Below are 22,206 nucleotides of genomic sequence, written 5' to 3'. Positions count from 1 at the left end.
GCTTTTATTAGACAGTGGGTAAAAAAATAATAACCTTTGGGAAACCGACAGAATATGGGAACTATACGGTACCAAATAAAAGATAAAGCCTAATATATAAATTGATTATCAGATTAGTATATAATCATTCTCGGTTCAAGTGTGGAGTCGTTCGTTTATCTGACGGGAGGCTCTGGTAAGCCCAAGGACAAATAAACAATACCCCACACTCGTATAGCAGAAGGCAGAACACCTTTCATGCCGATACAAGTGATGAGTGTGTCGTTTTCCTTGTCCTTTGAAATTTACCAGATTTCCCGTCAAGGATAAAAGCGAAACACTTTCATCAAAATATGTCATGTCGTATGCAACGACACGGCAAAGATAGGAAATGTTTTGCAAAACGGCACATCATCGGGGGTATTGCATAACAAATTTCGGAGAAATTTTGATGAAAATCAATATTGAGAAACTGCAATTATTAGTATACCTTGACCGAAAACGCATATTTGCTTCATCCGGCCGGCAGCGGCAGCCGCCGTCCGGCAGCCGCCGTCCGGCCGCAGCCGTCCGGCCGCAGCCGTCCGCGACAGTCGGGCGGGACAACCAGACGGGACAGCCGGACGGGAGCATCCGGATGGGAACAGCCGGACGGGGACAGCCGGACGGGACAGCCGTCCGCAAGAACAGTACGGGCCGCAGGACGGAGCAGCAGAACGGCCCCACAACTGTCCCGATCTCTTTCCGCTCTGCCCGGCACGACGTACAAAAAAAGACCGGGGCGCTGCATAAAGCAACGCCCCGGTCTTTTCGAGTTGTCGGCTGATCCGCTACGATCCGAAGTTGTCGTAGAGGATATTTTCGGACGGTACGCCCAGCGAGTCGAGCATCTTCACCACCGAAGCGATCATCATCGGAGGTCCGCACATGAGGTAGATGCAGTCCTCGGGTGCCTGATGGTGCTTCAGGTAGTTCTCGTAGAGCACGTTGTGCACGAAGCCCGGAGTGTACTTCTCGCCGGCGGCATCGGCCTCCGGATCGGGACGGTCCAGTGCAAGGTTGAACGAGAAGTTGGGGAACTCCTTTTCGATCTCGCGGAATTCGTGCACGTAGGGAGCCTCCTTCAGTGCACGGGCACCGTACCAGAACGATACCGGACGCTTCGTCTTCTCGGTCTTGAACAGGTGCATCAGGTGGCTGCGCATCGGGGCCATACCGGCGCCGCCGCCGATGAAGATCAGCTCCTGCGTGTCGGGCAGGTTGTCCGGCAGGAAGAACTCGCCGTAGGGGCCTGAAATGGTCACCTTGTCACCCGGCTTGCGCGAAAAGATATACGACGAGCAGATGCCCGGGTTCACCTTCATGAACGAGCCCGTGGCACGGTCGAACGGAGGCGTGGCGATACGGATGTTCAGCATGATGATGTTGCCCTCGGCCGGGTGGTTGGCCATCGAGTAGGCGCGGAACGTCGGCTCGGGGTTGGTCGTCACCAGGTCCCACATCTTCATCTTGTCCCAGTCGGCGCGGAACTTCTCGTCCACGTCCATGTCCGAGAACTTGATGGCGTCGTACTTCGGGATGTCGATCTGGATGTAGCCGCCGCTGCGGAACTTCAGATTCTCGCCCTCCGGAAGCTTCACCACGAACTCCTTGAGGAAGGTCGAGATGTTGCGGTTAGAAACCACCGTGCACTCCCACTTCTTCACACCCAGCACGGCCTCGGGAACCTTGATCTTGAGGTTCTCCTTGACCTTGACCTGGCAGCCCAGGCGCCAGTGGTCCTTGGCCATCTTGCGCGAGATGAAGCCGGTCTCGGTGGGCAGGATGTCACCGCCGCCCTCGAGCACCTGGCACTTGCACATGCCGCACGAACCGCCGCCACCGCAGGCCGACGGGAGGAAGACCTTGTTGTTGGCCAGCGTCGAGAGCAGCGTCGAGCCGCTCTCGGTCGTAATCACGCGCTCGCCGTTGTTGATGTCGATCGTCACTTCGCCCGACGAGGTCAGTTTAGCCTTTGCATAGAGAAGCAGTGCGACCAGCACCAGCGTGATCACCAGAAAGGCCGCGATCGCTATTAAAATCGTTGTAGTCATTTTCCGAATCTCTTTTTGAAGGTTAGAACTGAATGCCCGAGAAGATCATGAAGGCGATACCCATCAGGCCCGTAATGATGAAGGCGATACCGGGGCCCTTCAGCGCCGCGGGGATGTGCGAGTAGGAGGTCTTCTCGCGGATGGCGGCCATCATGACGATGGCGAGCCACCAGCCCAGACCCGAACCCAGACCGTAGACGACCGTCTGCCAGAAGGTCGTCAGTTCGCCTGCGTCGACCTTCTGCTGCATGAAGAGCGAGCCGCCCATGATGGCGCAGTTCACGGCAATCAGCGGCAGGAAGATACCCAGCTGGCTGTAGAGCGTCGGCGAGAACTTCTCGACAATCATCTCGACGAGCTGCACGAAAGCGGCAATCGTCGCGATGAAGATGATGAACGCGAGGAAGCTCAGGTCCACGCCTGCAACGAGTGCGTCGGGTTTGAGGACATATTCATACAAGAGGTAGTTCAGGGGCACGGTCATCACCATCACGAAGGTAACGGCGGCGCCGAGTCCGAGGGCCGTCTTGACGCTCTTCGACACGGCGATGTAGGAGCACATGCCGAAGAAGAAGGCGAAGACCATGTTGTCGACGAAGATCGACCGGATAAAGATATTCAATGATTCCATACGCTATCCTCCTATTTTTCCTGTAAGTCCTTGTTGCGCGAACGATGCACCCAGATGATGCAGCCCACGATGATGAGCGCCATGGGCGGGAAGAGCATCAGACCGCAGTTCGAATAGAAGCCTCCCTCGGCGATGTACCAGCTCTCGGGAATGACGCGGAAGCCCAGCAGGCTGCCCGAGCCGAAGAGTTCGCGGAAGAAGGCCACGATGACCAGAATCAGACCGTAGCCCAGGCCGTTGCCGATGCCGTCGAGGAACGAAGCCCAGGGCTTGTTGCCCAGAGCGAAGGCCTCGACGCGGCCCATGACGATACAGTTGGTGATAATCAGACCGACGTAGACCGACAGCTGCTTGGAGATTTCGTAGACGTAGGCCTTGAGCACCTGGTCGACGAGAATCACCAGCGCGGCGATGACCACGAGCTGGACGATGATGCGGATACGCGCCGGCACGCCGTTGCGCAGCAGCGACATCACCAGGTTCGAGAATGCCGTCACGACGGTCACGGAGAGCGCCATCACGATGGCCGGCTTGAGCTGCACGGTGACAGCCAGCGCCGAGCAGATACCGAGGATCTGCACGATGACCGGGTTGTTCGCGGAGAACGGCCCCGTCAGATATTTCATGTTTTTAGCCGAAAACAAGGGCTCTTTTTCGTTCTTACTCATTGTTTTCTACTTGTTTTCATCGTTAGACTCTTCCATGACGGGGGCATAGACGACCTGTTCGACGGCTGCACGGCGCTTGGCCTCGAGCAGCGGCAGGTAGTTCGCCAGGCTGTTGTAGAGCATGGCCGTCACGCCGTCCGAGGTCTTCGTGCCGCCCGAGATGGCATCCACCTCGTGGGCGGGGTCCTTCGCACCGCCCTTGCGCAGCGTCACCGAGACGAACTTGTCGCCCTCGAAGATCGTCTTGCCGACGAAATTGGCCTGATACTTCGCCGTGGAGATCTCGGCGCCCAGACCCGGCGTCTCGCCCTTGTGGGCCATGATGACGCCGGCGACCGTGTTCATGTCCTTCTCCAGGGCGACATAGCCCCAGATCGGGCCCCACAGACCCATACCCGTGACGGGAACGACCACGCGGCCGTCGCGCGCCTCGAAGACGGGGAACTTGCCGGCGGCATAGGCGCCCGGCAGGTCGTTGAGCAGCGCGAAGACATCCTCGCCGTCGATGCGCGCGCCGTTCTTGTCGACGACGTAGGCGTCGATGAACTCGTCGTAGCGCTGGTCCGAGGCCGAGAGCGAGGCCAGGATGGCCTGTTTCTTCTCGTTGAGCTCGTTTTCATACTGACGCTTCTGGAGTCCCAGCGCGGCCAGCGCCAGCAGCGTGGCCACGATGACGACCATCACCGTCGAGTAGAGGATGATGTAGGCATTGCTGTTCGTATCGCTGAAGAGTCCCTTCTTCTTCTCCGTGATCTCCGTAAATTCCGAAGCCGGAGCCGCGCAGACGGGGCACTTATCGGGTGCGGCCGCTCCTTCGTGGATGTAGCCGCAGACATTGCATCTGAATTTTCTTGTTGCCATGACAGTCTGCTTATTTGGCGAGTTTGACACGTTTCTTGCGGCGCGAAATGTTGGCCTCGACCACGTAGTAGTCCACCAGCGGCGCCAGAGCATTCATGAAGAGGATCGAGAGCATCATACCCTCGGGGTAGGCGGGGTTCACCACGCGCGTGAGCACGGCGAGCGCACCCGTCAGGAAGCCGACGATGTACTTGCCCGTGTTGGTCTGGGCCGAGGTCACGGGGTCCGTGGCCATGAAGACCGCACCGAAGGCGAAGCCGCCGACGATCAGGTGCTGCCAGGCGGGATACGACGTCACGCCCAGCCCCTGGAAGAGGTAGCCCATGGCCAGGCCGCCGACGAATACCGACACCATCGTGCGCCACGAGGCGATGCCCGTGAAGAGGAGGATGGCGCCGCCGATCAGGATCGCGAGCGTCGAGGTCTCACCGAACGATCCGGGCATGAAGCCCAGGAAGGCGTCCATTGCCGAGTAGCCCATGTTGCCCGTCGTGGCGAGGTGCTCGAGGGCCGTGGCGCCCGAAGCGGCGTCGACCTGTGCACCCATCATCGTCCAGTTGGAGTACCATACGGTCTCACCCGACATGAAGGGGGTGAAGGCGAAGAAGGCGAAGGCGCGGGCCACGAGTGCCGGGTTGAAGACGTTCATGCCCGTACCGCCGAAGACCTCCTTGCCGAAGATCACGGCGAAGGCCGTCGAGACGGCCACCATCCATAGCGGCGTCGAGACGGGGAAGATCATCGGGATGAGCAGGCCCGTCACGAGGAAGCCCTCGTTGACCTCATGCTTGCGCACCTGCGCGAAGTAGAACTCGATGCCCAGGCCGACGATATACGAGACGCAGACCATCGGCAGCACGCGCACCAGACCGTAGAAGAAGGCGCGGAAGCCCTCGAGGCCCACCAGTGCGCCCGTGTTGTAGCAGCCGAACAGGAAGGCCGGCATGAGGGCCAGGACGACGACGATCATCGTGCGCTTCATGTCGTTGCAGTCGCGGATGTGGGCACCGCGCGTGGTGGTCGTGTTCGGCACGAAGAGGAAGGTCTCGAACGCATCGAACGTAGACTCCAGGAAGCCCAGTTTGCCGCCCTTGGAGAAGGTGGGCTTCAGATTATCGATAATTTTTCTCAATCCCATCGTTATGCCTCCTTAATCATTAAGTTAATACCGTCGCGGATGATCTGCTGGATCTCGATCTTCGAGGGGTCGACGAACTCGCACAGGGCGAAGTCCTCCTCGACGACCTCGTAGATGCCGAGGTTCTCCATCTTCTCGATGTCGCCCGCCAGGCAGGCCTTGAGCAGGTACATCGGGTAGATGTCCATGGGCAGGTAACGCTCGTAGAGACCCGTCACGACGAACGGACGCTCGCCGCCGTTCATGTTCGTATCGAGGTTGTAGGCCTTGCGGGGGCAGAGCCACGAGAAGTAGGCGTGCGACACGGAGAACTTGTTGAAGCGGGGCATGGCCCAGCCCAGCAGCTCGTACTTGTCGCCCTCGGGGATCACCGTGATCTGGTTGGCGTAGAAGGCCAGGAAGCCCTCGGCCTCGGTCTTCACGCCCGTGAGGACGTTGCCCGAGATGATGCGCACGCGGTCCCCCTCCTTCTGCGGCTTGATGCAGCCCTTGAGGAAAGAATCGACGCGGGCGCCCGAGACGACGCGCACGTAGTGCGGCTTCTCCACTTCGGAGCCCGTCACGGCGATGATGCGCGTCATGTCGACGCGGCCCTCGTTGACCAGGCGGCCGATGATGGCCACGTCCTGGATGTTCACCGTCCAGACGATGTCACCCTTGTTCACGGGGTCGATGTGGTGAATCTGCACGCCGACGTTGCCCACGGGGTGCTTGCCCGCAAAGGCGTGCGTCTCGACGCCCTTCAGCGCGGTCATCGCACCCTCGGCCTTGGCGCGCACCGAGAGGTGCACCTTGCCCGGCGTGAGGCGGCGCAGCAGGTCAATACCCGCCTGCAGGTTCTTCTGCTCGGACTTCAGCACGAAGTTGTAGTCCGGGGCCAGCGGCGCGGAGTCGAACGCCGAGATGAAGATCGCCTTCGGCGTGTCGTCCGGCGAGGCGATGATGCCGTAGGGACGCTGGATGATCATCGGCCAGAGGCCCGAGCGCAACAGCAGCTCGACGATCTGCTCGCGCGTCGCCTTCTGAAGATCGGGCTTCGCGAACTCCTCGTAGCGCTGTGCAGCGTCGGGCGTGACCGTCACGGTGAGAATCTTGCGCTTCTCGCCGCGGTTCACGGCCGCCACCTTGCCGCTGACGGGCGACGTAAAGAGAATGCGCTCGTTGTACTTGTTGAAGAACAACGGCGTACCGGCCTTCACCTCATCGCCCACCTTAACCAGCAACTTGGGAGTCACACCCTCGAAATCGAGGGGCGAGAGGGCATACTCGGCAGCCGTCGGCGCGTCGGCCAACGACTCCTGAGCCTTACCCAGCAGATTGATGTCGAGACCCTTGCGTAGTGTAATGATTTTCGACATGGTTAAAGATATTTGATGTGTTATGTTTGGAGTTCGTCCTCTTGTTGTTAGCAGGCTAACAGCTTAATCGCGTGCGAAAGTACGAAATTTTTTCCGAAAAACCCCATCCCTTTCCCATTATTTCCTAAATATCCTTAAAATTCCTACATTTGCCGTTGCAATGGCCTCCTATGTCAACATACATACCCACCGTCCGACGGGCTGCGGCATCGAACTCCGCACCGCCGGCATACACCCGTGGTACGCTGACCGCGAGGAAGTTGCATCGATCCTTCCGCTGCCCGACACCGTGCAGGCCATAGGCGAAACGGGTCTCGACGCCGTGCGCGGTCCCAGCCTGGAGATCCAGCGGGCGCGCCTGCGCGAGCAGCTGGCGCTGGCATGCGAACGGGGACTGCCCGTCGTGCTGCACTGCGTGCGGACGTTCGAGGAGCTGATGGGCGAGGTGGCGCGCTGCGAACCGCGCGCAGTCATCTTCCACGGCTTCATCGGCTCGCCCGAGCAGGCGCGCCGCGCCTTCGCACGGGGCTACTGCCTCTCGTTCGGCGAGCGGAGCCTCACCTCGCGGCGCACGTGCGCCGCCCTGCGGGCGGTGCCCCTCGACCGGCTCTTCCTCGAGACCGACGAGAGCGAGCTGCCCATCGCCGAGATTTACGCCCGTGCGGCCGCCGTGCGCGGCACGACGGTCGAGGAGCTGCAACGGGCCACGGAGGAGAACTACAAACGAATATTCGGCACATGAACGACAACTGGCTGGAACGCACCGAGCTGCTGCTCGGCCGTGAGAAGCTCGACCGGCTGCGGCAGGCGCACGTGCTGGTCGTGGGACTGGGCGGCGTGGGAGCCTACGCCGCGGAGATGATCGCCCGCGCGGGCGTGGGAACGATGACCGTCGCCGACGCCGACGCCGTGGCGCCGTCGAACATCAACCGCCAGCTCGTGGCGCTGCACTCGACCGTCGGGCGGCAGAAGGCCGACGTGCTGGCCGAGCGGCTGCACGACATCAACCCGGCGCTGCACCTTACGGTCGTCAACCGCTACATCCGCGACGAGGAGACCTACGCGCTGCTCGACGCGGCACGCTACGACTACGTCGTCGATGCCATCGACACCCTCTCGCCCAAACTGGCGCTGATCGCCGCGGCCCTCGAACGGGGCATCCCGCTGGTCAGCTCGATGGGCGCCGGGGCCAAGACCGACCCGACGCGCATGGAGATCGCCGACATCTCGAAGACGCACCACTGCCCGCTGGCGCACATGCTCCGCAAGCGGCTCCACAAGCTCGGCATCCGCCGGGGCTTCCGCGCGGTCTTCTCGCCCGAGCCGATCCGCGAGGGGGCGATGATCCTCTGCGAGGAGCAGAACAAGAAGTCGAACGTCGGCACGATCTCCTACCTTCCGGCGACGTTCGGCATCGGCTGTGCCTCGGTCGTGATCCGCGACCTGATCGGCGAGATGGAATGAAACAGCAAACGCACAAAAAACGTCATGATATGAAAACACCGAAGATCGTCTTTCTGGACGAATACACCTTGAGCGGCGCGGACACAAGCCGTCTGCGCGCGCTGGGCGACTACACGGGCTACGAGCAGACCGCACCGGCCGAGGTCGCCGACCGCTGCCGCGGGGCCGAGGTCGTCATCACGAACAAGGTGGTGATCGACCGCGCCCGGATGGAGGCGCTGCCGCACCTGCGGCTGATCTGCGTCGCGGCGACGGGCATGAACAACATCGACCTCGAGGCCGCGCGCGAACGGGGCATCGAGGTGCGCAACGCCGCGGACTACTCGACCCACTCGGTGGCCGAGACGACACTCGGGGCCGCCATCGCCCTGCGGCGCCAGACGGTCTGGTACGACCGCTTCGTCAAGAGCGGCGCCTACTCGGCCTCGGGACGCCAGTTCCACTTCCACGGCGCCAACCACCAGCTCCACGGCTCGCACTGGGGCATCGTGGGGCTCGGGACAATCGGCCGCGAGGTGGCCCGCCTGGCTGCGGCCTTCGGCTGCGAGGTGCGCTACACCTCCACGTCGGGCGTCGCACGTGCCGAGGAGTACCCTGTCCTGCCGCTCGCCGAGCTGCTCGCCTGGGCCGACGTCATCTCGGTGCACTGCCCGCTGAACGACCGCACGCGCGGTCTGATCGGCACGTCGGAGCTGCGGCAGATGAAGCCCACGGCGCTGCTCATCAACGTGGCGCGCGGCGGCATCGTCGACGAGGCGGCCCTTGCCGCGGCACTCGACGGCGGCCAGATCGCCGGTGCGGCCCTCGACGTCTTCTGCGCCGAGCCGCCCGCAGCCGACAACCCGCTGCTGCACCTTGCCGAGCCCGACCGCCTGCTGCTCTCGCCCCACAACGCCTGGTCGCCGCTCGAGGCCGTCGACGTGCTGATCGGCTGCATCGAACGCAACATCCGGGAGTTCTACGCCTGACCGACCATGGAAACGCGAGAGACACTCCCCGCCCCCACCGCTGCCGATACCGCATTGCCGACGCCCGACGAGCGCCGGCAACGGGTCTTCGACTTCCTCGACGCACACGGCATCCGCTACACGTGGTACGAACACCCCGAGGCACCGACCATCGAGATCGCCCGCCAGTACTGGCACGCCGACGGCTCGAAGCACTGCAAGAACCTCTTTTTCCGCAACCACAAGGGCGACCGCCACTACCTCGTCTCGTTCGACTGCGAGCAGTCGCTGGCAATCCACGACCTGGAGCACCGCCTGCGGCAGGGCAAGCTGTCGTTCGCCTCGGAGCAGCGCATGGCCCGCTGGCTCGGGCTGCGGCCCGGATCGGTCTCGCCCTTCGGGCTCATCAACGACCCGGCACACCACGTGCACCTCTTCCTCGACCGGCAGCTGCTCGAGTGGCCCGCCCTGTCGTTCCATCCCAACGACAACCGCGCCACGGTGGTCATCCCGCGCGAGGAGTTCCTGCGCTACCTCGCGGCCGTGGGCAACAGCTACGAATTCATCGAGCTCTACTGATTTGGGGTATCCCGCCCGAATCGGGCCGCACGACAGCCCCGGCACGATGTCCGCAGGACGAAAAGAGGGCCCCCGACGCTGTCGGGGGCCCTCTTTTTATCGTATCGAACCCGCATCAGCGGGCAGCCTCCGCACGGCGGAGAAGCACACGCCGGAGCATGGCCCGCGTCACCACGTGCCGGTTCAGGAAGTTGACGAGATACCCCGTGAGCAGCGCCGCGACGACCGTACCCTCGCGGACGCCCTCCACCTGCCGCGCCAGCACGAGCGACAGCACGGCCGCAATCGTGACGAGCGAGACGTCGAAGGCGACCTTGAAACGGCCGAAATCCTTGCCGTAGCGCTGCGATCCGAAGTTGACGAAGCCCTCGGCGCTCATCATCGCCACGCGGGGCTTGATCTCCAGCGTGATGCCCAACGACTGGACAAGGCATCCGCACAACAGCAGCCCGATTGCCATGAGGTAGCTGTGGGGATGAAGACCGCCCGTCAGCGCCATGTTAAGGTCGATGAACGAGCCGAAGAGAAACGAAAAGGGCAGTTGCAGGAGGATTTCGACCGTGCGGCGGCGCGTCATGCGGTCGCGCACGAACCAGAACTGCCCGGCAATCAGCAGCAGGTTTATGAGGAAGGTCCAGATTCCGAGCGTCAGCGGCGTATGGAGACTCAGGACGTAATTCACGCTCGAGATGGGCGTCGTCCCGAGCGACGAGCGGAGGATGAGCACGATGCCCGCTGCAAGGAAATAAAGTCCAAGAATGAAAATCAGATAGTTAACAGCTATTTTCCTCATAAACATCATTTAAAAGAACCCGCAAATATACGAAAAAATCCCGGGAGGTGTCCGTCTCCCGGGATTCGGTCTGCATCGGGGCACTCCGAAGCCCCTCACTTTCGGCCCCTTATTTCATCTCGACGAGCGCCTTGCCGGTCATCTCCTCGGGCTGCGGCAGTCCCATGAGCTTCAGCACCGTGGGGGCCACGTCGGCCAGGATGCCGTTGTGCACGGCCTTCACGCGGTCCGACACCACGACGATGGGCACCGGATTGAGCGAGTGCGCCGTGTTGGGCGTACCGTCGGGATTGATGGCGTTGTCGGCATTGCCGTGGTCGGCAATCATCACCACCTCGTAGCCGTTGGCCTTGGCCGCCTCAACCACCTTCTCAACGCATCCGTCGACCGCCTTCACGGCCTTGACGATGGCGTCGTAGACACCCGTGTGGCCCACCATGTCGCCGTTGGCAAAGTTCAGGCAGATGAAGTCGAACTTCCGCTCGCCCAGCGCGGCAACCAGCTTGTCGGCCACCTCGGGAGCCGACATCTCGGGCTGCAGGTCATAGGTGGCCACCTTCGGCGAGGCGACCAGGATGCGCTCCTCACCCTCGAACTTCTCCTCGCGGCCACCGTTGAGGAAGAAGGTCACGTGGGCATACTTCTCCGTCTCGGCGATGCGCAGCTGGCTGAGGCCCTGCTTCGAGACCCACTCGCCAATCGTGTCGGGCACATTCTCCTTGTCGAAGAGGATGTGCAGCCCCGTGAACTTGGCATCGTAGGGGGTCATGCAGCAGTAGTAGAGCGGCATGGTGTGCATGCCGGCCGCGGGCATATCCTCCTGCGTCAGCACGATGGTCAGCTCCTTGGCGCGGTCGTTGCGGTAGTTGAAGAAGATCACCAGATCGTTCGGGCGGATCAGCCCCACGGGCTCGCCCTTCCCGTCGACGCGCACGATCGGCTTGATGAACTCGTCTGTCACGTCGGCATCGTAGGAGGCCTGCACGGCGGCAACCATGTCGGTCGTCCGCTGCTCGCCGACGCCCTCGACCAGCGCGTCGTAGGCGATCTTCACACGCTCCCAGCGCTTGTCGCGGTCCATGGCGTAGTAACGGCCGATGACCGTGGCGATCCGGCCGCCCGTCTGTGCGAGGTGCTGCTCGAGCTGCTCGATGAAGCCCTTGCCGCTGTGCGGGTCGGTATCACGGCCGTCCATGAAGCAGTGCACGCAGGTCTTGTCGGCCACGCCGTATTCGCGGGCGATGTCGCACAACTTGAAGAGGTGCTCGAGCGACGAGTGCACGCCGCCGTCCGACGTCAGGCCCATGAAGTGGACGCCGACTCCGTTGGCGCGGGCGTATTCGAACGCCTTGACCACCTCGGGATTCTTCAGGATCGAGTTGTCGCGGCAGGCCCGGTTGATCTTCACGAGGTCCTGGTAGACCACGCGGCCGGCACCGATGTTGAGGTGTCCGACCTCCGAGTTGCCCATCTGTCCGTCGGGCAGTCCGACGTTCTCGCCGTCCGTGCGCAGTTCGGCATGGGGGTACTGCTCGGTCATGGCCGAGATATAGGCGGGGTGCACCGTCGAAATGACGTCGGCCTTGTCGTGGTGGCCGTTGCCCCAGCCGTCGAGAATCATCAGAAGAACTTTGTTGTTGCTCATAACGGTATGTTTTTAACGATTACACATCTTTTTTCCCGGCGTCCGTGGCGCCGGAGGCACCGCCGGCCTTATGCCAGCTGTGCGCGGATCAGCTCCACGGCCCTGTCGATGGCCGCCTGCAGCCCGTCGGGGTTCTTGCCACCGGCCGTGGCGAAGAAGGCCTGGCCGCCACCGCCGCCCTGCATGAGCTTCGCGGCTTCGCGCACGACAGCCCCGGCATTCACGCCGCGCGAGGTAATCTCCTCGCCGAGCATCACCGTCAGCGACGGCTTGCCCTCGCTGACCGTACCCACGACGAAGACCAGCTGCGGAGAACGGCTCCGCAAATTGTAGGCCAGATCTTTGATGAAGTCCGCGCGGCGGTCGGTCTGCGTGGCAAAGAGCTGCATGCCCTCGCGCACGGGTGCCGAAGCGGCGATTTTCTCGGCCCACTGCGCCACCTGCTCGCGGCGCATCATCTCGACCTCCTTCGAAAGGGCATCGTTGCTCTCGAGCATCTTCCGCACGGCAGCCTCGACCTGCGAGTTGTGGAGCGCCTCGCCCAGGCTCGAGAGCGTATCTTCGGCCGCATAGAGAATCTGCTCGGCCTGCGCGCCCGTGACGGCCTCGATACGGCGCACGCCGGCCGAAATGGCGCTCTCGGTCAGAATCTTGAAGAAGCCGATGTTGCCCGTGGCACTCGTGTGCGTACCGCCGCACAGCTCGACCGACGTACCGAAGCGCACCATGCGCACGCGGTCGCCGTACTTCTCGCCGAAGAGCATCATGGCGCCGGCCGCCGCAGCCTCCTCCTTCGTGGCATTGCGGTTCTCCTCGAGCGGATAGTTGGCGCGCACGGCGCGGTTGACCAGCCGCTCCACCTCGCGCAGCTCGGCGGGCGTCACCTTCTGGAAGTGCGAGAAGTCGAAACGCAGCATCTCGGGCGTCACCATCGAACCCTTCTGCTCGACGTGTGTTCCGAGCACCTTGCGCAGCGCCTCGTGCATGAGGTGCGTGGCCGTATGGTTGTTGGCCGCGGACTGACGCTTTTCGGCATCGACCACCGCCGTGAACTCTGCGGCGGGATTCTCGGGCAGCTGCTCGACGATCTCGATGATCTGTCCGTTCTCCTTCTCGGTGGCCACCACGGGGATGCGCTCGTTGGCATCCTCGATGTAGCCGACGTCACCGATCTGGCCGCCCGAATTGCCGTAGAAGGGCGTGCGGTCGAAGACCAGCTGGTAGGAGGTGCGGCCCTTGGACTTCACGCGGCGGTAGCGGGCGATGTGCACCGTGTCGGTGAGCGTGTCGTAACCGGTGAAAACACTCTCCTTGAGCGGCATGAGCTCCACCCAGTCGTCCGTGTCGACGGCCGCGGCGTTGCGCGAGCGCTCCTTCTGGGCCTGCAGCTCCTTCTCGAAGGCCTCGAGGTCGACGCCGACGCCCTGTTCGCGGGCAATCAGCTCCGTCAGGTCAATCGGGAAGCCGAACGTATCGTAGAGTTCGAAGGCATCCTTGCCCGAGATGAGCGCCTTGCCCTCGCGGCGCGTGCGCTCGATGACGCCATCGAGCAGGTTGATGCCCGTGGCGAGCGTGCGCAGGAACGACGCCTCCTCCTCCTCGATGACCTTCTCGATAAGCGCCTGCTGGGCCTTCAGCTCGGGGAACTGCGAGCCCATCTGTTCGACGAGCCCGGCGACGAGCTTGCAGAGCGTCGGCTCCGTGAAGCCGAGGTAGGTATAGCCGTAGCGCACGGCGCGGCGCAGGATGCGGCGGATGACGTAGCCGGCCTTGACGTTCGAGGGCAGCTGCCCGTCGGCAATCGAGAAGGCGATGGCGCGCAGGTGGTCGGCGATCACGCGCATGGCGACGTCGACCTTCTCGTCCTCGCCGTAGCGCTTGCCCGCCAGCGCCGCGATGCGGCCGATCGTCGGCTGGAAGACATCCGTATCGTAGTTCGACTTCTTGCCCTGCAGGATCATGCAGAGGCGCTCGAAGCCCATGCCCGTATCGACGTTGCGCGCGGGCAGCTCCTCGAGCGAGCCGTTGGCCTTGCGGTTGAACTGCATGAAGACCAGGTTCCAGATCTCGATCACCTGCGGGTGGCCGGCATTGACCATCTCGCGGCCCGGCTTCGCGGCGATCTCGGCCTCGTCGCGCAGGTCGTAGTGGATCTCCGAGCAGGGGCCGCACGGACCCGTCTCGCCCATCTCCCAGAAGTTGTCGTGCTTGTTGCCGCGGATGATGTGATCCTCGGGCAGGAAGCGGCGCCAGTAGTCGTAGGCCTCCTGATCGAAGGGCACGCCGTCCTCCTCCGAGCCCTCGAAGACGGTGGCGTACATGCGCTCGGCCGGCAGGTGGTAGACGTCGTGCAGCAGCTCCCAGGCCCACTCGATCGCCTCCTTCTTGAAGTAGTCGCCGTAGGACCAGTTGCCCAGCATCTCGAACATCGTATGGTGGTAGGTGTCGTGGCCGACCTCCTCCAGGTCGTTGTGCTTGCCCGACACGCGCAGGCACTTCTGCGTGTCGGCCGCGCGCGGATACTTGCGGGGCGCATTGCCCAGGAAGATGTCCTTGAACTGGTTCATGCCCGCGTTGGTGAACATCAGCGTGGGGTCTCCCTTGACGACCATCGGGGCCGACGGCACGATCACGTGGCCCTTCGATGCGAAGAAGTCCAGAAAGGCCTGACGAATTTTATTCGATTCCATATATACCGTTTTGTTTGTTTTCCGCGTTATTCGGTTCGGGTTGCAAAATTACACAATTAAAGCTAAATTTGCACCATTGCCGAGAGAGAAAATTCCACCGATGACGCAAAAAGAGGAGACATCCGCCACCCGGCGCCTCACACACGAGGCACAGGTGCTCACGCACGAGGCGCAGGTGCTGACACGCGAGGTCGTGAGCGCCGCGTTCCGGCTGCGCACCTACCGCCTGATCCGCAAAATCCTCATCGGATTCATCCTCGTCTCGATCGCCAACGTCCTCTTCTCCTACTTCTTCTACACACCGAAGATCTACCGCATCAACCGCGACAACCGCGAGCTGATCATCCGCTACCGCATCCTGCAGGAGCGCATCCGCACGGCCCAGCGCAAGGTCGACGCCGTGCGTCATCGCGACAACTACGTCTACCGCCCGCTCTTCTCGACCGACACGCTCTCGCTGCCGGGCGTCTGGCAGCCCTACCCCGCCTCGAAATACGCGCCGCTCGAGGAGGACGACTTCGCGCCGCTGATGATCTCGACGTGGCGGCAGCTCGACGCCCTGGCCCGCACGCTCTACCTCGAGTCGGTCTCGATGGACGAGTTGCAGACCCTCTCGCAGGACAAGGAGCAGCTCGCGGCGGCCGTGCCGGCCATCTGGCCCATCGACCGCTCGGCACTGCACAACAACCACATCGGCGCCTTCTCGCCGCGCCGCTACCACCCCGTGCTGCACCGCGTGCAGGCTCACAATGGAATCGATTTCGGCTGCGACCGCGGCACGCCGGTCTATGCCACGGGCGACGGCGTGGTGCAGATCGCCGCCGCCACGGGCTTCAACGGCGGATACGGACGGCAGGTGCTCATCGACCACGGCTTCGGCTACAAGACCCGCTACGCCCACCTGAACGAAGTGCTCGTCGAACCGGGCGAAAAGGTCAAGCGCGGGCAGACCATCGCCCGGACCGGCAATACGGGCCGCTCGACGGGCCCCCACCTCCACTACGAGGTGATACACAAGGGCGTGCCGGTCAACCCGATCAACTATTTCAACCGCGACATGACGCCCGAGGAGTACAACGACCTGATGGAGCGCATGCGCGAGACCAACTTCGAAGTCTACTGACATGACGGGCAAAAAGGATTTCAAACGGCTCCGCCGCCGCAAACGCCGCCGCCAGCGCCTCATCCGCGCGACGGTCCACCTGTTCGTGTGGTTCGGGGTCGCGGTGTTGTACTACCTCGGCTTCTCGATCTTCTTCGACACGCCGTTCGAGTACTCGCTCAAACACTCGACCGACCGTCTGCGCAACGAATATGCGGCACTCGAGGCGCGCTACGACTCGCTCATGCACGTCGTGGACAACCTCTCGGCCCGCGACCGCAGCGTCTTCCGCATCCTCTTCGAGTCGGACCCCTACGACTTCGACACGGAGTACGAGACGAAGCAGGCGGCCACCTACGAGCGTATCGTCGGCCGTTCGACGCGCCAGCTCAAGCGTGAGCTGCGCGAGCGCGTGGCCGACATGGAGGGGCGGCTCGACCGCCTGGCCGCGAGCTACCTCGCCCTGCAGGCGCGGATCGACTCGACGGGGCGCCGCTGCAACAACATCCCGGCCATCCAGCCCGTCATCAACAAGCAGCTGACGCTGCTCACGGCCTCCTACGGCATGCGCATCCATCCCTTCTACAAGACCCTGCAATCACACCAGGGCGTCGACTACACCATTCCCGAGGGATCGCGCGTCTTCGCCACGGCCGACGGCACCGTAAGCAGCGTGGCGCTGCGCCACTCGACGCAGGGGCAGACCGTCATCATCGACCACGGCAACGGCTACCAGACGCAGTACAGCCACCTCTCGAAGATCAACGTCCGCAAGGGACAGCGCGTGCGCCGCGGCGACATCATCGCCCTGTCGGGCGACACGGGCCTCTCGCTGGCCCCGCACCTGCACTACGAGGTGCGCCTGAACGGCATGCGCGTCGATCCGATCCACTACTTCTTCATGGAGCTCTCGCCCACGGAGTACCAGCGGATGATCCGCATCGCCCAGTCGGGCATGCAGTCCTTCGACTGACGCCCCGAAACCGTCGGCCGCACCGCACCTCCGAACCCCGAAAAAAAACGATCCGCCCATGCAACTGAAACTCATCCTGCTGGATTTCGACGGCACGCTGGCCGACACGCGGCGCGCCAATACGCTGGCCTATCTGCAGACGCTCCGCGAGGCGGGCTACACGCTCACCGAAGAGGAGTACGCGGCCCGCTACTTCGGCATGCGCTGCGAGGAGTTCCTCACGCGGCTGGGCATCGCCGACGCTGCGGAGCGCGAGCGGCTGCGGCTGCGCAAGATCGCCCTCTACCCCGACTATTTCGACACCGTGCGGCTCAACGAACCGCTGTGGAACTTCTGCCGCTCGTTCCAGCGCGACGGCGGCCGGGTGTGGATCGTCTCGACGGGCAGCCGCGCCAACATCGAGCACGTCATGCGCCACCTCGGGATCGGCGGCCCGGCCGGAGAGGCTCCGGCAGAGGGGGCGAACGGGGCGGACAAGGAGAACGGAGTGAGCGGAGAGGACGACGCCCCGCTGGGGCGTGTCGACGGCATCCTCTCGGGGCTCGACATCCCGACGCCGAAGCCGGCCCCGGACTGCTTCCTGGAGGCGATGCGCCGCGAGGGATGCACGCCCGCCGAGACGCTCATCTTCGAGGATTCGGAGATCGGACTCGAAGCGGCCCGCCGCAGCGGCGCGGCCTACGTCCGCGTAAGGCTCTGACTGTGGAAAAAACGGGATTCCGGCCGCACCGGACCCTCCCGATACAAAGGCCCCGCAACCTCGAAGGCTGCGGGGTTTTTCATGGCAACGGAGACAAGCCCCAAAAAGAGGAAAACCCGGGCCGCGACGGGCGGGAATCCGGCTGCCGCGTCACCGTTTGCAGATCACGTTGAAATCACAGAACCGGCACGTATCCGGATCGTCGCACTGCCGGAAGGGTGTCGCCGGGTCGTACAGCTCGGCAAGGGTCTCGCGCAGCAGCTCCTCGAAGCGTGCGGCATAGAGCGAGTAGCCCGCGCCGCAGAGCCCCGTCTCGCGGTCGACGAGCAGCGGCGAGTACTCCCCGCGGTGCATGTTGCGGACGTAATAGAGCGTCGGCACGGCATCGACACCGCGCGTGCGGTGGAGGATCATCGCGTAGAGCAGCGTCTGGAGGATGTTCGAAAGCCGCTGTTTGCCCGTACCGCGGAAGAGGCTCTCCACGCCGTCGAAATCGAGGTGTGCGGCCCCCGTCTTGTAGTCCACGACGCGCAGCGAGCCGTCGTCGAGGCGGTCGATGCGGTCGGCGACGCCCGCGAACTTCATCTCCAGCCGCCGGCCGCCCGCATCGAAGGGGAAGGCATGCGCCACCTGCTGTTCGAGCGCCTCGACCGTGAAGGCGTCGTGTGCGGCGTCGTAGGACATCACCCCGCCGCGCAGGTAGCGCGTCACGATGTCGCGCACGAGCAGCAGATTGCCCGTATAGTCGTCGGCCGTGGCGTGCTCGTCGCGCAGGTAGTTGTCGTTGATCGCCCGCGTCACGGCCCGGTCGACGGCATCCGTGCGGAGCAGCGCCCGCAGCGTCTCACCCGGGGCATGCTCCCCCACAAGGGGCGTGTAGAGCGCCTGCGCCGCGGCGTGGAGGAGCGTGCCGAACATCGGGGCGTCGATCTCCTCGCTCACCTCGTCGTCGACGCGCAGCCGCGCCACGGAGTGGAAGTAGAAGCGCAGCGGGCAGGCCACGTAACGGAAAAAGGCCGTCGGCGAGAGCGTCGCCGCACTCCCGGGCGAGACGAAGCGTTCGAGCGACGCCATCACGGCGGCATCCTTCGCCACCTCGATGGGAGCCGTCTCGGCGAGGTTCACGTCGACGCCGACCTCGACCCGCGCAACGGGAATGCCGCTCTCGTAATCTATTTGGTGGATGTAGCGGCTCGGCTCGCCCGTGGACTTGTCGTCGGCATGGGCGCAATAGAGCATCCGAATGTCCGACGCGCGCTGGATCAGGCGGTAGAAATAGTAGGCGTAGACCCCTTCGTGGTGCTCGGGCGTGGGCAGCGAGAAGGCCGCACGCAGGTTATAGGGGACGAACGACCCCTGTCCCGTGAGGTTGCCGGGGAAATTGTCGTCGTTCATCGAGAGCAGCAGCACGTGCTCGAAGTCGAGGTTGCGCGTCTCGAGGATGCCCATGATCTGGATGCCCTCGAGCGGTTCGCCCTCGAACGGGATGCGGACGGTCTGCAGGTGGCGGCGCAGCAGCGAGGCGTAGACCTCTGCCGTCAACCCGATGTCGCACGCGTCGAGCGAGTTGCGTAGCTTGGTGATCTCCTCGGAGAGCACGGCCAGGAACTCGACGCGCTGCCGGGCGTCGTCGCCCTCGTAAGGGCACCGTGCCACGGCGCCGATGCATTGCAGCAGGTAGTCCGACAGCGCGTGCCACTCCCCGGCCGGGGTGAAGAGCATCCGCAGCAGGTCATTTTGTCCGAGCCACGCGGCATCGACCGAGATGCGGCGCTCGCGCACGATCTCCTCCTGCATCGCACGGGTCAGCGCAGCGTCGCTCTCCGCAACGTAGGGATGGGCCAGCAGCCCCTCCACGTCGCTGTGGTAGAAGCTCCAGTCGTCGCCCCTGCGGCGGCGGTGGGCCTGCAGCCCGACGAGGCGCTCGACGAAGGTGTAGGCCAGGCTCGCCCGCAGCGGATAGCCCATCGTGACGTTCACGCGCCCGATCTCCGCCGGCAGGGCGTAGAGCAGCGGCAGCAGGAGGTTCTCGTCTGTGAGCACCACGGCCGTCTCGCGGCCCAGCCGGGCATCGGGGCCTTCGGTGCGGCGCCGTTCGGCGAGCAGCTGCCGCAGCAGCTCGGCGGCATACTTGCACTGCACGGCGTTCGAGACGGCCGCGACGGCCGTGAGCCGCTTCGGCCGGGCCATGTTGTCGTGCGACACGGCACCGGCGCGCGGCGGAAAGAGCGCGAGGTTTTCGCGCACGAACATCCCGGCCTCCCGCTCGGGGTTGTTCGCGTAGTAATCGTCGCTGTCCCAGTAGAAATCGGCCTCGGCAGCTGTCGCGAGGAAGCGGAACAGCCGTTTTTCACACTCCGAGAGGGCGTTGAAGCCCGCAACGACAAAGCGCCGCGGCCGGTCGAAAGAGAATTCTCCCGTGCGGATACGCTCCGCGGCGGCGCGCTGTACCATGCCGTTGTAGGCGATGCCGAGCTCCGCAAGGCGGGCGCGGAACTCCCCGTAAATCGGATAGAGTGTCTTCCAGATGGCCAGGAAGCGGCGTTTCTCCTCCGAAAGGTCGGCCTCGGGGCCGAGCGTCGACCAGAAGCGCAGGATTTGCAGCTGCCGCGGCGTGAGGTAGGAGATGTCGGCCTCGATCTCCTTGATATCCGAGATGTTGCGGAAGAGCTCGCGGGCGTCGATCAGGTACTTGTCGATCGTATCGAAGTCCGTGAGGAGCATGTCGCCCCAGAAGTAGAAGCGGTCGAAGGGCTCGTCATGGTAGCGCGAATAGACCTTGTAGAGCTCCGTGACGAGACGCACGCGGTCACCCGTCTCCAGACCCGAGATTTCGGTCATCAGGTCGTCGACGGTCACCCACGCAGGCTGCCACATCGGGCGCCGCGCGATGCGGGCCAGCGCCTCGGTGAAGAAGAGCCGCGCACGCCGCGACGGGAAGAGCACCTCCCGTTCCGACAGCTCCTCCCCGCAGCGGGCGTAGAGGTCCGCGGCAACCTCCTCCAGAAAGCCCTTCATGCGGCCTATTCGAGGGGCTTGATCTCCCCGGCCATGAACTTCTGCGAGGTGCGGATGACAGCCGGATCACCCTTGTAGCGGAGCACCGCCCCGGTCGAGGTCCGCGCCTCGAGCCGGTCCGTAACCCAGACCCGGACCTCGGCGCTGCTCTGGGCATTGACCCGTGCCGACATGGTCTCCAGCTCCGCGGCATTGACCTTGCCGCCCGACGCCTGGAGCGTCAGGTAGCGGGCGCTGCCGCCGAGCAGGGCCGAAGCCTTGCCCGAGACGTTCAGATCGAGGTCCTGCACCTCGACCGCCCCGTCGAGCATGGCGTTGCCGTCGAGCGCGACATCGAGCAGCGACTGGCGCAGCGTGTCGGCGAGCGACACCTTCGCGTCGGTCATCGCAAATGACGAGAGCGTATTGTAGCAGACGCGCACCTGCGTGCGTTCGGGACGGCGCGTATCGGTCCGCTCGCGGATGTGGAGCACGCGGTCCTTGACCTCGGCGTGGAACTTCGTCGTATAGGAACCCTTCGTGTCGTAGACGATCTTCGGGGCCTCGCTGTCGGGCACGCGCTCGAGCACCACGTCGAACGAACCGCTCGCCTCGATGCGCGTAAAGGCCGGCAGCCACTCGCTCTTCTCCCCGGCGGCCGAAGCCGTCTCCTGCGCCCGGACACCGAGTGCCGCGGCAATCATCACGATGCTGAAAAACAGTTTTTTCATCTCTGGAAACATTTTTTTCGTCCGCTAATTTACGAAAATATCCCCAAATGCCACGGCCGTTCGGGATTTGTTTTGTAATTTTAGCTCCTGAAACGACTTTTCGGAGAGTGAGAGCGAAGATTCTGAATGCGAGCGCCGGGTCGGGCAAGACCTACCAGCTCGCCTACAAATACGTGCACGACACCGTGGAGCAGCCGACGCGCTACCGCCACATCCTCGCCGTGACCTTCACCAACAAGGCTACCGAGGAGATGAAGACGCGCATTCTGAAGGAGATCCACGCCCTGGCCTCGGGTGCCGCGAGCAGCTATCTCCGGCCACTCTGCGACGAACTCGGCATGGATGCCGCGACGGTGCGCAGCCGGGCCCGCGAGGTGCGCTCGCACATCCTGCACGACTATTCGCATTTCACGGTGCTGACCATCGACACCTTCTTCCAGCGCATCCTGCGCGCCTTCATCAAGGAGCTGGGCATCGACCTGAATTACACGGTCGAGATCGAGACGGCGCCCGTGCTGGCGCAGGGGGCCGACGCCCTCATCGAGCAGATCGCCGCAGACCGCGAACTGCAACGCTGGATGGGCGAGTTCGTGCAGGAGCGCATCGACGAGGGGCTCAAGTGGGACATCCGCGAGAGCATCCTCACGCTCGGCGCCGAACTCTTCAAGGAGCGCAACCGCGAGACGCTCGCTGCGGCACGTCCGCGCGAGGAGCTGCGCCGCATCGTCCAGCGCATGGGCGCCGAGCGGTAGGCCGTACTTGATGGAGATCGCGTTGCCCAGGTCCACGACCGGGTTCACACGCCAGAGACCTTTGCCCTTGGCGATGCGCCTGAGCAGCGCGATGTTGGACGAAGG

The 22,206-nt window shown here is 63.6% G+C and carries 19 protein-coding genes; 8 read left to right on the top strand and 11 right to left on the bottom strand.

Features of this window, described 5'->3' with window-relative positions:
• Positions 1-809: 809 nt before the first annotated feature.
• Genes nqrF through Q1Y33_RS06780 form a run of 6 tightly spaced genes read right to left on the bottom strand, consistent with a single transcriptional unit; the run spans position 810 to position 6,728 of the window.
• Positions 810-2,072, bottom strand: a complete 1,263-nt coding sequence (gene nqrF / locus Q1Y33_RS06805; protein ID WP_300798992.1) for an NADH:ubiquinone reductase (Na(+)-transporting) subunit F — start codon at positions 2,070-2,072, stop codon at positions 810-812.
• Positions 2,073-2,094: 22 nt separating this feature from the next.
• Positions 2,095-2,703, bottom strand: a complete 609-nt coding sequence (nqrE, locus tag Q1Y33_RS06800) for an NADH:ubiquinone reductase (Na(+)-transporting) subunit E (protein WP_300798991.1) — start codon at positions 2,701-2,703, stop codon at positions 2,095-2,097.
• 11 nt (positions 2,704-2,714) lie between these two features.
• Positions 2,715-3,371: an NADH:ubiquinone reductase (Na(+)-transporting) subunit D gene (locus Q1Y33_RS06795; RefSeq protein ID WP_300798990.1), complete on the bottom strand. Its 657-nt coding sequence runs from the start codon at positions 3,369-3,371 to the stop codon at positions 2,715-2,717.
• A 6-nt stretch (positions 3,372-3,377) separates the two neighbouring features.
• Positions 3,378-4,232 carry a Na(+)-translocating NADH:ubiquinone reductase subunit C gene (locus Q1Y33_RS06790; protein WP_300798989.1) on the bottom strand — a complete coding sequence of 285 codons (855 nt, stop codon included), beginning with the start codon at positions 4,230-4,232 and terminating at the stop codon, positions 3,378-3,380.
• Positions 4,233-4,242: 10 nt separating this feature from the next.
• On the bottom strand, positions 4,243-5,370 hold the full coding sequence (gene nqrB / locus Q1Y33_RS06785) for an NADH:ubiquinone reductase (Na(+)-transporting) subunit B (RefSeq protein ID WP_300798988.1): 1,128 nt from the start codon (positions 5,368-5,370) through the stop codon (positions 4,243-4,245).
• Positions 5,371-5,372: 2 nt separating this feature from the next.
• A complete protein-coding gene (locus tag Q1Y33_RS06780) occupies positions 5,373-6,728 on the bottom strand; it encodes a Na(+)-translocating NADH-quinone reductase subunit A (protein ID WP_300798987.1) in 1,356 nt (451 codons plus the stop codon).
• Between the two features lie 160 nt (positions 6,729-6,888).
• Here Q1Y33_RS06780 and Q1Y33_RS06775 point away from each other — a divergent pair, with 160 nt between their 5' ends.
• Genes Q1Y33_RS06775 through Q1Y33_RS06760 form a run of 4 tightly spaced genes read left to right on the top strand, consistent with a single transcriptional unit; the run spans position 6,889 to position 9,718 of the window.
• Positions 6,889-7,470 carry a TatD family hydrolase gene (locus tag Q1Y33_RS06775; RefSeq protein WP_300798986.1) on the top strand — a complete coding sequence of 194 codons (582 nt, stop codon included), beginning with the start codon at positions 6,889-6,891 and terminating at the stop codon, positions 7,468-7,470.
• Positions 7,467-8,192, top strand: coding sequence for a tRNA threonylcarbamoyladenosine dehydratase (locus tag Q1Y33_RS06770; RefSeq protein ID WP_300798985.1), 726 nt, complete (start codon positions 7,467-7,469; stop codon positions 8,190-8,192). The genes Q1Y33_RS06775 and Q1Y33_RS06770 overlap by 4 nt, the downstream gene beginning before the upstream one ends.
• A gap of 29 nt (positions 8,193-8,221) precedes the next feature.
• Positions 8,222-9,160 (top strand): NAD(P)-dependent oxidoreductase, encoded by a 939-nt coding sequence (locus tag Q1Y33_RS06765; RefSeq protein WP_300798984.1) that lies wholly within the window; start codon positions 8,222-8,224, stop codon positions 9,158-9,160.
• A 6-nt stretch (positions 9,161-9,166) separates the two neighbouring features.
• A complete protein-coding gene (locus Q1Y33_RS06760; protein ID WP_300798983.1) occupies positions 9,167-9,718 on the top strand; it encodes a prolyl-tRNA synthetase associated domain-containing protein in 552 nt (183 codons plus the stop codon).
• 115 nt (positions 9,719-9,833) lie between these two features.
• Here Q1Y33_RS06760 and Q1Y33_RS06755 read toward each other — a convergent pair whose 3' ends face one another.
• The 3 genes from Q1Y33_RS06755 to alaS form a co-directional block, all read right to left on the bottom strand.
• Positions 9,834-10,511 (bottom strand): DUF6198 family protein, encoded by a 678-nt coding sequence (locus Q1Y33_RS06755; protein ID WP_300798982.1) that lies wholly within the window; start codon positions 10,509-10,511, stop codon positions 9,834-9,836.
• 109 nt (positions 10,512-10,620) lie between these two features.
• The gene (gene gpmI / locus Q1Y33_RS06750) at positions 10,621-12,156 is read right to left on the bottom strand and encodes a 2,3-bisphosphoglycerate-independent phosphoglycerate mutase (protein WP_300798981.1); all 1,536 of its coding nucleotides are present in this window, start codon (positions 12,154-12,156) and stop codon (positions 10,621-10,623) included.
• Between the two features lie 68 nt (positions 12,157-12,224).
• Entirely contained in the window at positions 12,225-14,846 is a 2,622-nt protein-coding gene (gene alaS, locus Q1Y33_RS06745; protein ID WP_300798980.1) for an alanine--tRNA ligase, read from the bottom strand.
• Positions 14,847-14,946: 100 nt separating this feature from the next.
• Here alaS and Q1Y33_RS06740 point away from each other — a divergent pair, with 100 nt between their 5' ends.
• The 3 genes from Q1Y33_RS06740 to Q1Y33_RS06730 are packed head-to-tail and all read left to right on the top strand — an operon-like array spanning position 14,947 to position 17,621.
• On the top strand, positions 14,947-15,969 hold the full coding sequence (locus Q1Y33_RS06740; RefSeq protein WP_300798979.1) for a M23 family metallopeptidase: 1,023 nt from the start codon (positions 14,947-14,949) through the stop codon (positions 15,967-15,969).
• A gap of 1 nt (position 15,970) precedes the next feature.
• Positions 15,971-16,921 carry a M23 family metallopeptidase gene (locus Q1Y33_RS06735; RefSeq protein ID WP_300798978.1) on the top strand — a complete coding sequence of 317 codons (951 nt, stop codon included), beginning with the start codon at positions 15,971-15,973 and terminating at the stop codon, positions 16,919-16,921.
• A 58-nt stretch (positions 16,922-16,979) separates the two neighbouring features.
• Positions 16,980-17,621 carry an HAD family phosphatase gene (locus Q1Y33_RS06730; RefSeq protein ID WP_300798977.1) on the top strand — a complete coding sequence of 214 codons (642 nt, stop codon included), beginning with the start codon at positions 16,980-16,982 and terminating at the stop codon, positions 17,619-17,621.
• A 150-nt stretch (positions 17,622-17,771) separates the two neighbouring features.
• Here the strand turns inward: Q1Y33_RS06730 and Q1Y33_RS06725 are convergent, their stop codons facing one another.
• Entirely contained in the window at positions 17,772-20,639 is a 2,868-nt protein-coding gene (locus tag Q1Y33_RS06725; protein WP_300798976.1) for a PD-(D/E)XK nuclease family protein, read from the bottom strand.
• Between the two features lie 5 nt (positions 20,640-20,644).
• Positions 20,645-21,349: a DUF2807 domain-containing protein gene (locus Q1Y33_RS06720; RefSeq protein WP_300798975.1), complete on the bottom strand. Its 705-nt coding sequence runs from the start codon at positions 21,347-21,349 to the stop codon at positions 20,645-20,647.
• Positions 21,350-21,456: 107 nt separating this feature from the next.
• Here Q1Y33_RS06720 and Q1Y33_RS06715 point away from each other — a divergent pair, with 107 nt between their 5' ends.
• Positions 21,457-22,101, top strand: a complete 645-nt coding sequence (locus tag Q1Y33_RS06715; RefSeq protein WP_300798974.1) for a UvrD-helicase domain-containing protein — start codon at positions 21,457-21,459, stop codon at positions 22,099-22,101.
• Positions 22,102-22,206 lie beyond the last annotated feature (105 nt).

The sequence above is a fragment of the uncultured Alistipes sp. genome, from assembly GCF_949296715.1.
GTDB lineage: Bacteria > Bacteroidota > Bacteroidia > Bacteroidales > Rikenellaceae > Alistipes.
This window is presented reverse-complemented; position numbering and strand designations above follow the sequence as displayed.

Excerpts from the sequence above, each read along its gene's own strand:
- nqrF (WP_300798992.1), bottom strand. The coding sequence starts at position 2,072 with ATGACTACAACGATTTTAATAGCGATCGCGGCCTTTCTGGTGATCACG.
- nqrE (WP_300798991.1), bottom strand. The coding sequence starts at position 2,703 with ATGGAATCATTGAATATCTTTATCCGGTCGATCTTCGTCGACAACATG.
- Q1Y33_RS06795 (WP_300798990.1), bottom strand. The coding sequence starts at position 3,371 with ATGAGTAAGAACGAAAAAGAGCCCTTGTTTTCGGCTAAAAACATGAAA.
- Q1Y33_RS06790 (WP_300798989.1), bottom strand. The coding sequence starts at position 4,232 with ATGGCAACAAGAAAATTCAGATGCAATGTCTGCGGCTACATCCACGAA.
- nqrB (WP_300798988.1), bottom strand. The coding sequence starts at position 5,370 with ATGGGATTGAGAAAAATTATCGATAATCTGAAGCCCACCTTCTCCAAG.
- Q1Y33_RS06780 (WP_300798987.1), bottom strand. The coding sequence starts at position 6,728 with ATGTCGAAAATCATTACACTACGCAAGGGTCTCGACATCAATCTGCTG.
- Q1Y33_RS06775 (WP_300798986.1), top strand. The coding sequence starts at position 6,889 with ATGGCCTCCTATGTCAACATACATACCCACCGTCCGACGGGCTGCGGC.
- Q1Y33_RS06770 (WP_300798985.1), top strand. The coding sequence starts at position 7,467 with ATGAACGACAACTGGCTGGAACGCACCGAGCTGCTGCTCGGCCGTGAG.
- Q1Y33_RS06765 (WP_300798984.1), top strand. The coding sequence starts at position 8,222 with ATGAAAACACCGAAGATCGTCTTTCTGGACGAATACACCTTGAGCGGC.
- Q1Y33_RS06760 (WP_300798983.1), top strand. The coding sequence starts at position 9,167 with ATGGAAACGCGAGAGACACTCCCCGCCCCCACCGCTGCCGATACCGCA.
- Q1Y33_RS06755 (WP_300798982.1), bottom strand. The coding sequence starts at position 10,511 with ATGAGGAAAATAGCTGTTAACTATCTGATTTTCATTCTTGGACTTTAT.
- gpmI (WP_300798981.1), bottom strand. The coding sequence starts at position 12,156 with ATGAGCAACAACAAAGTTCTTCTGATGATTCTCGACGGCTGGGGCAAC.
- alaS (WP_300798980.1), bottom strand. The coding sequence starts at position 14,846 with ATGGAATCGAATAAAATTCGTCAGGCCTTTCTGGACTTCTTCGCATCG.
- Q1Y33_RS06740 (WP_300798979.1), top strand. The coding sequence starts at position 14,947 with ATGACGCAAAAAGAGGAGACATCCGCCACCCGGCGCCTCACACACGAG.
- Q1Y33_RS06735 (WP_300798978.1), top strand. The coding sequence starts at position 15,971 with ATGACGGGCAAAAAGGATTTCAAACGGCTCCGCCGCCGCAAACGCCGC.
- Q1Y33_RS06730 (WP_300798977.1), top strand. The coding sequence starts at position 16,980 with ATGCAACTGAAACTCATCCTGCTGGATTTCGACGGCACGCTGGCCGAC.
- Q1Y33_RS06725 (WP_300798976.1), bottom strand. The coding sequence starts at position 20,639 with ATGAAGGGCTTTCTGGAGGAGGTTGCCGCGGACCTCTACGCCCGCTGC.
- Q1Y33_RS06720 (WP_300798975.1), bottom strand. The coding sequence starts at position 21,349 with ATGAAAAAACTGTTTTTCAGCATCGTGATGATTGCCGCGGCACTCGGT.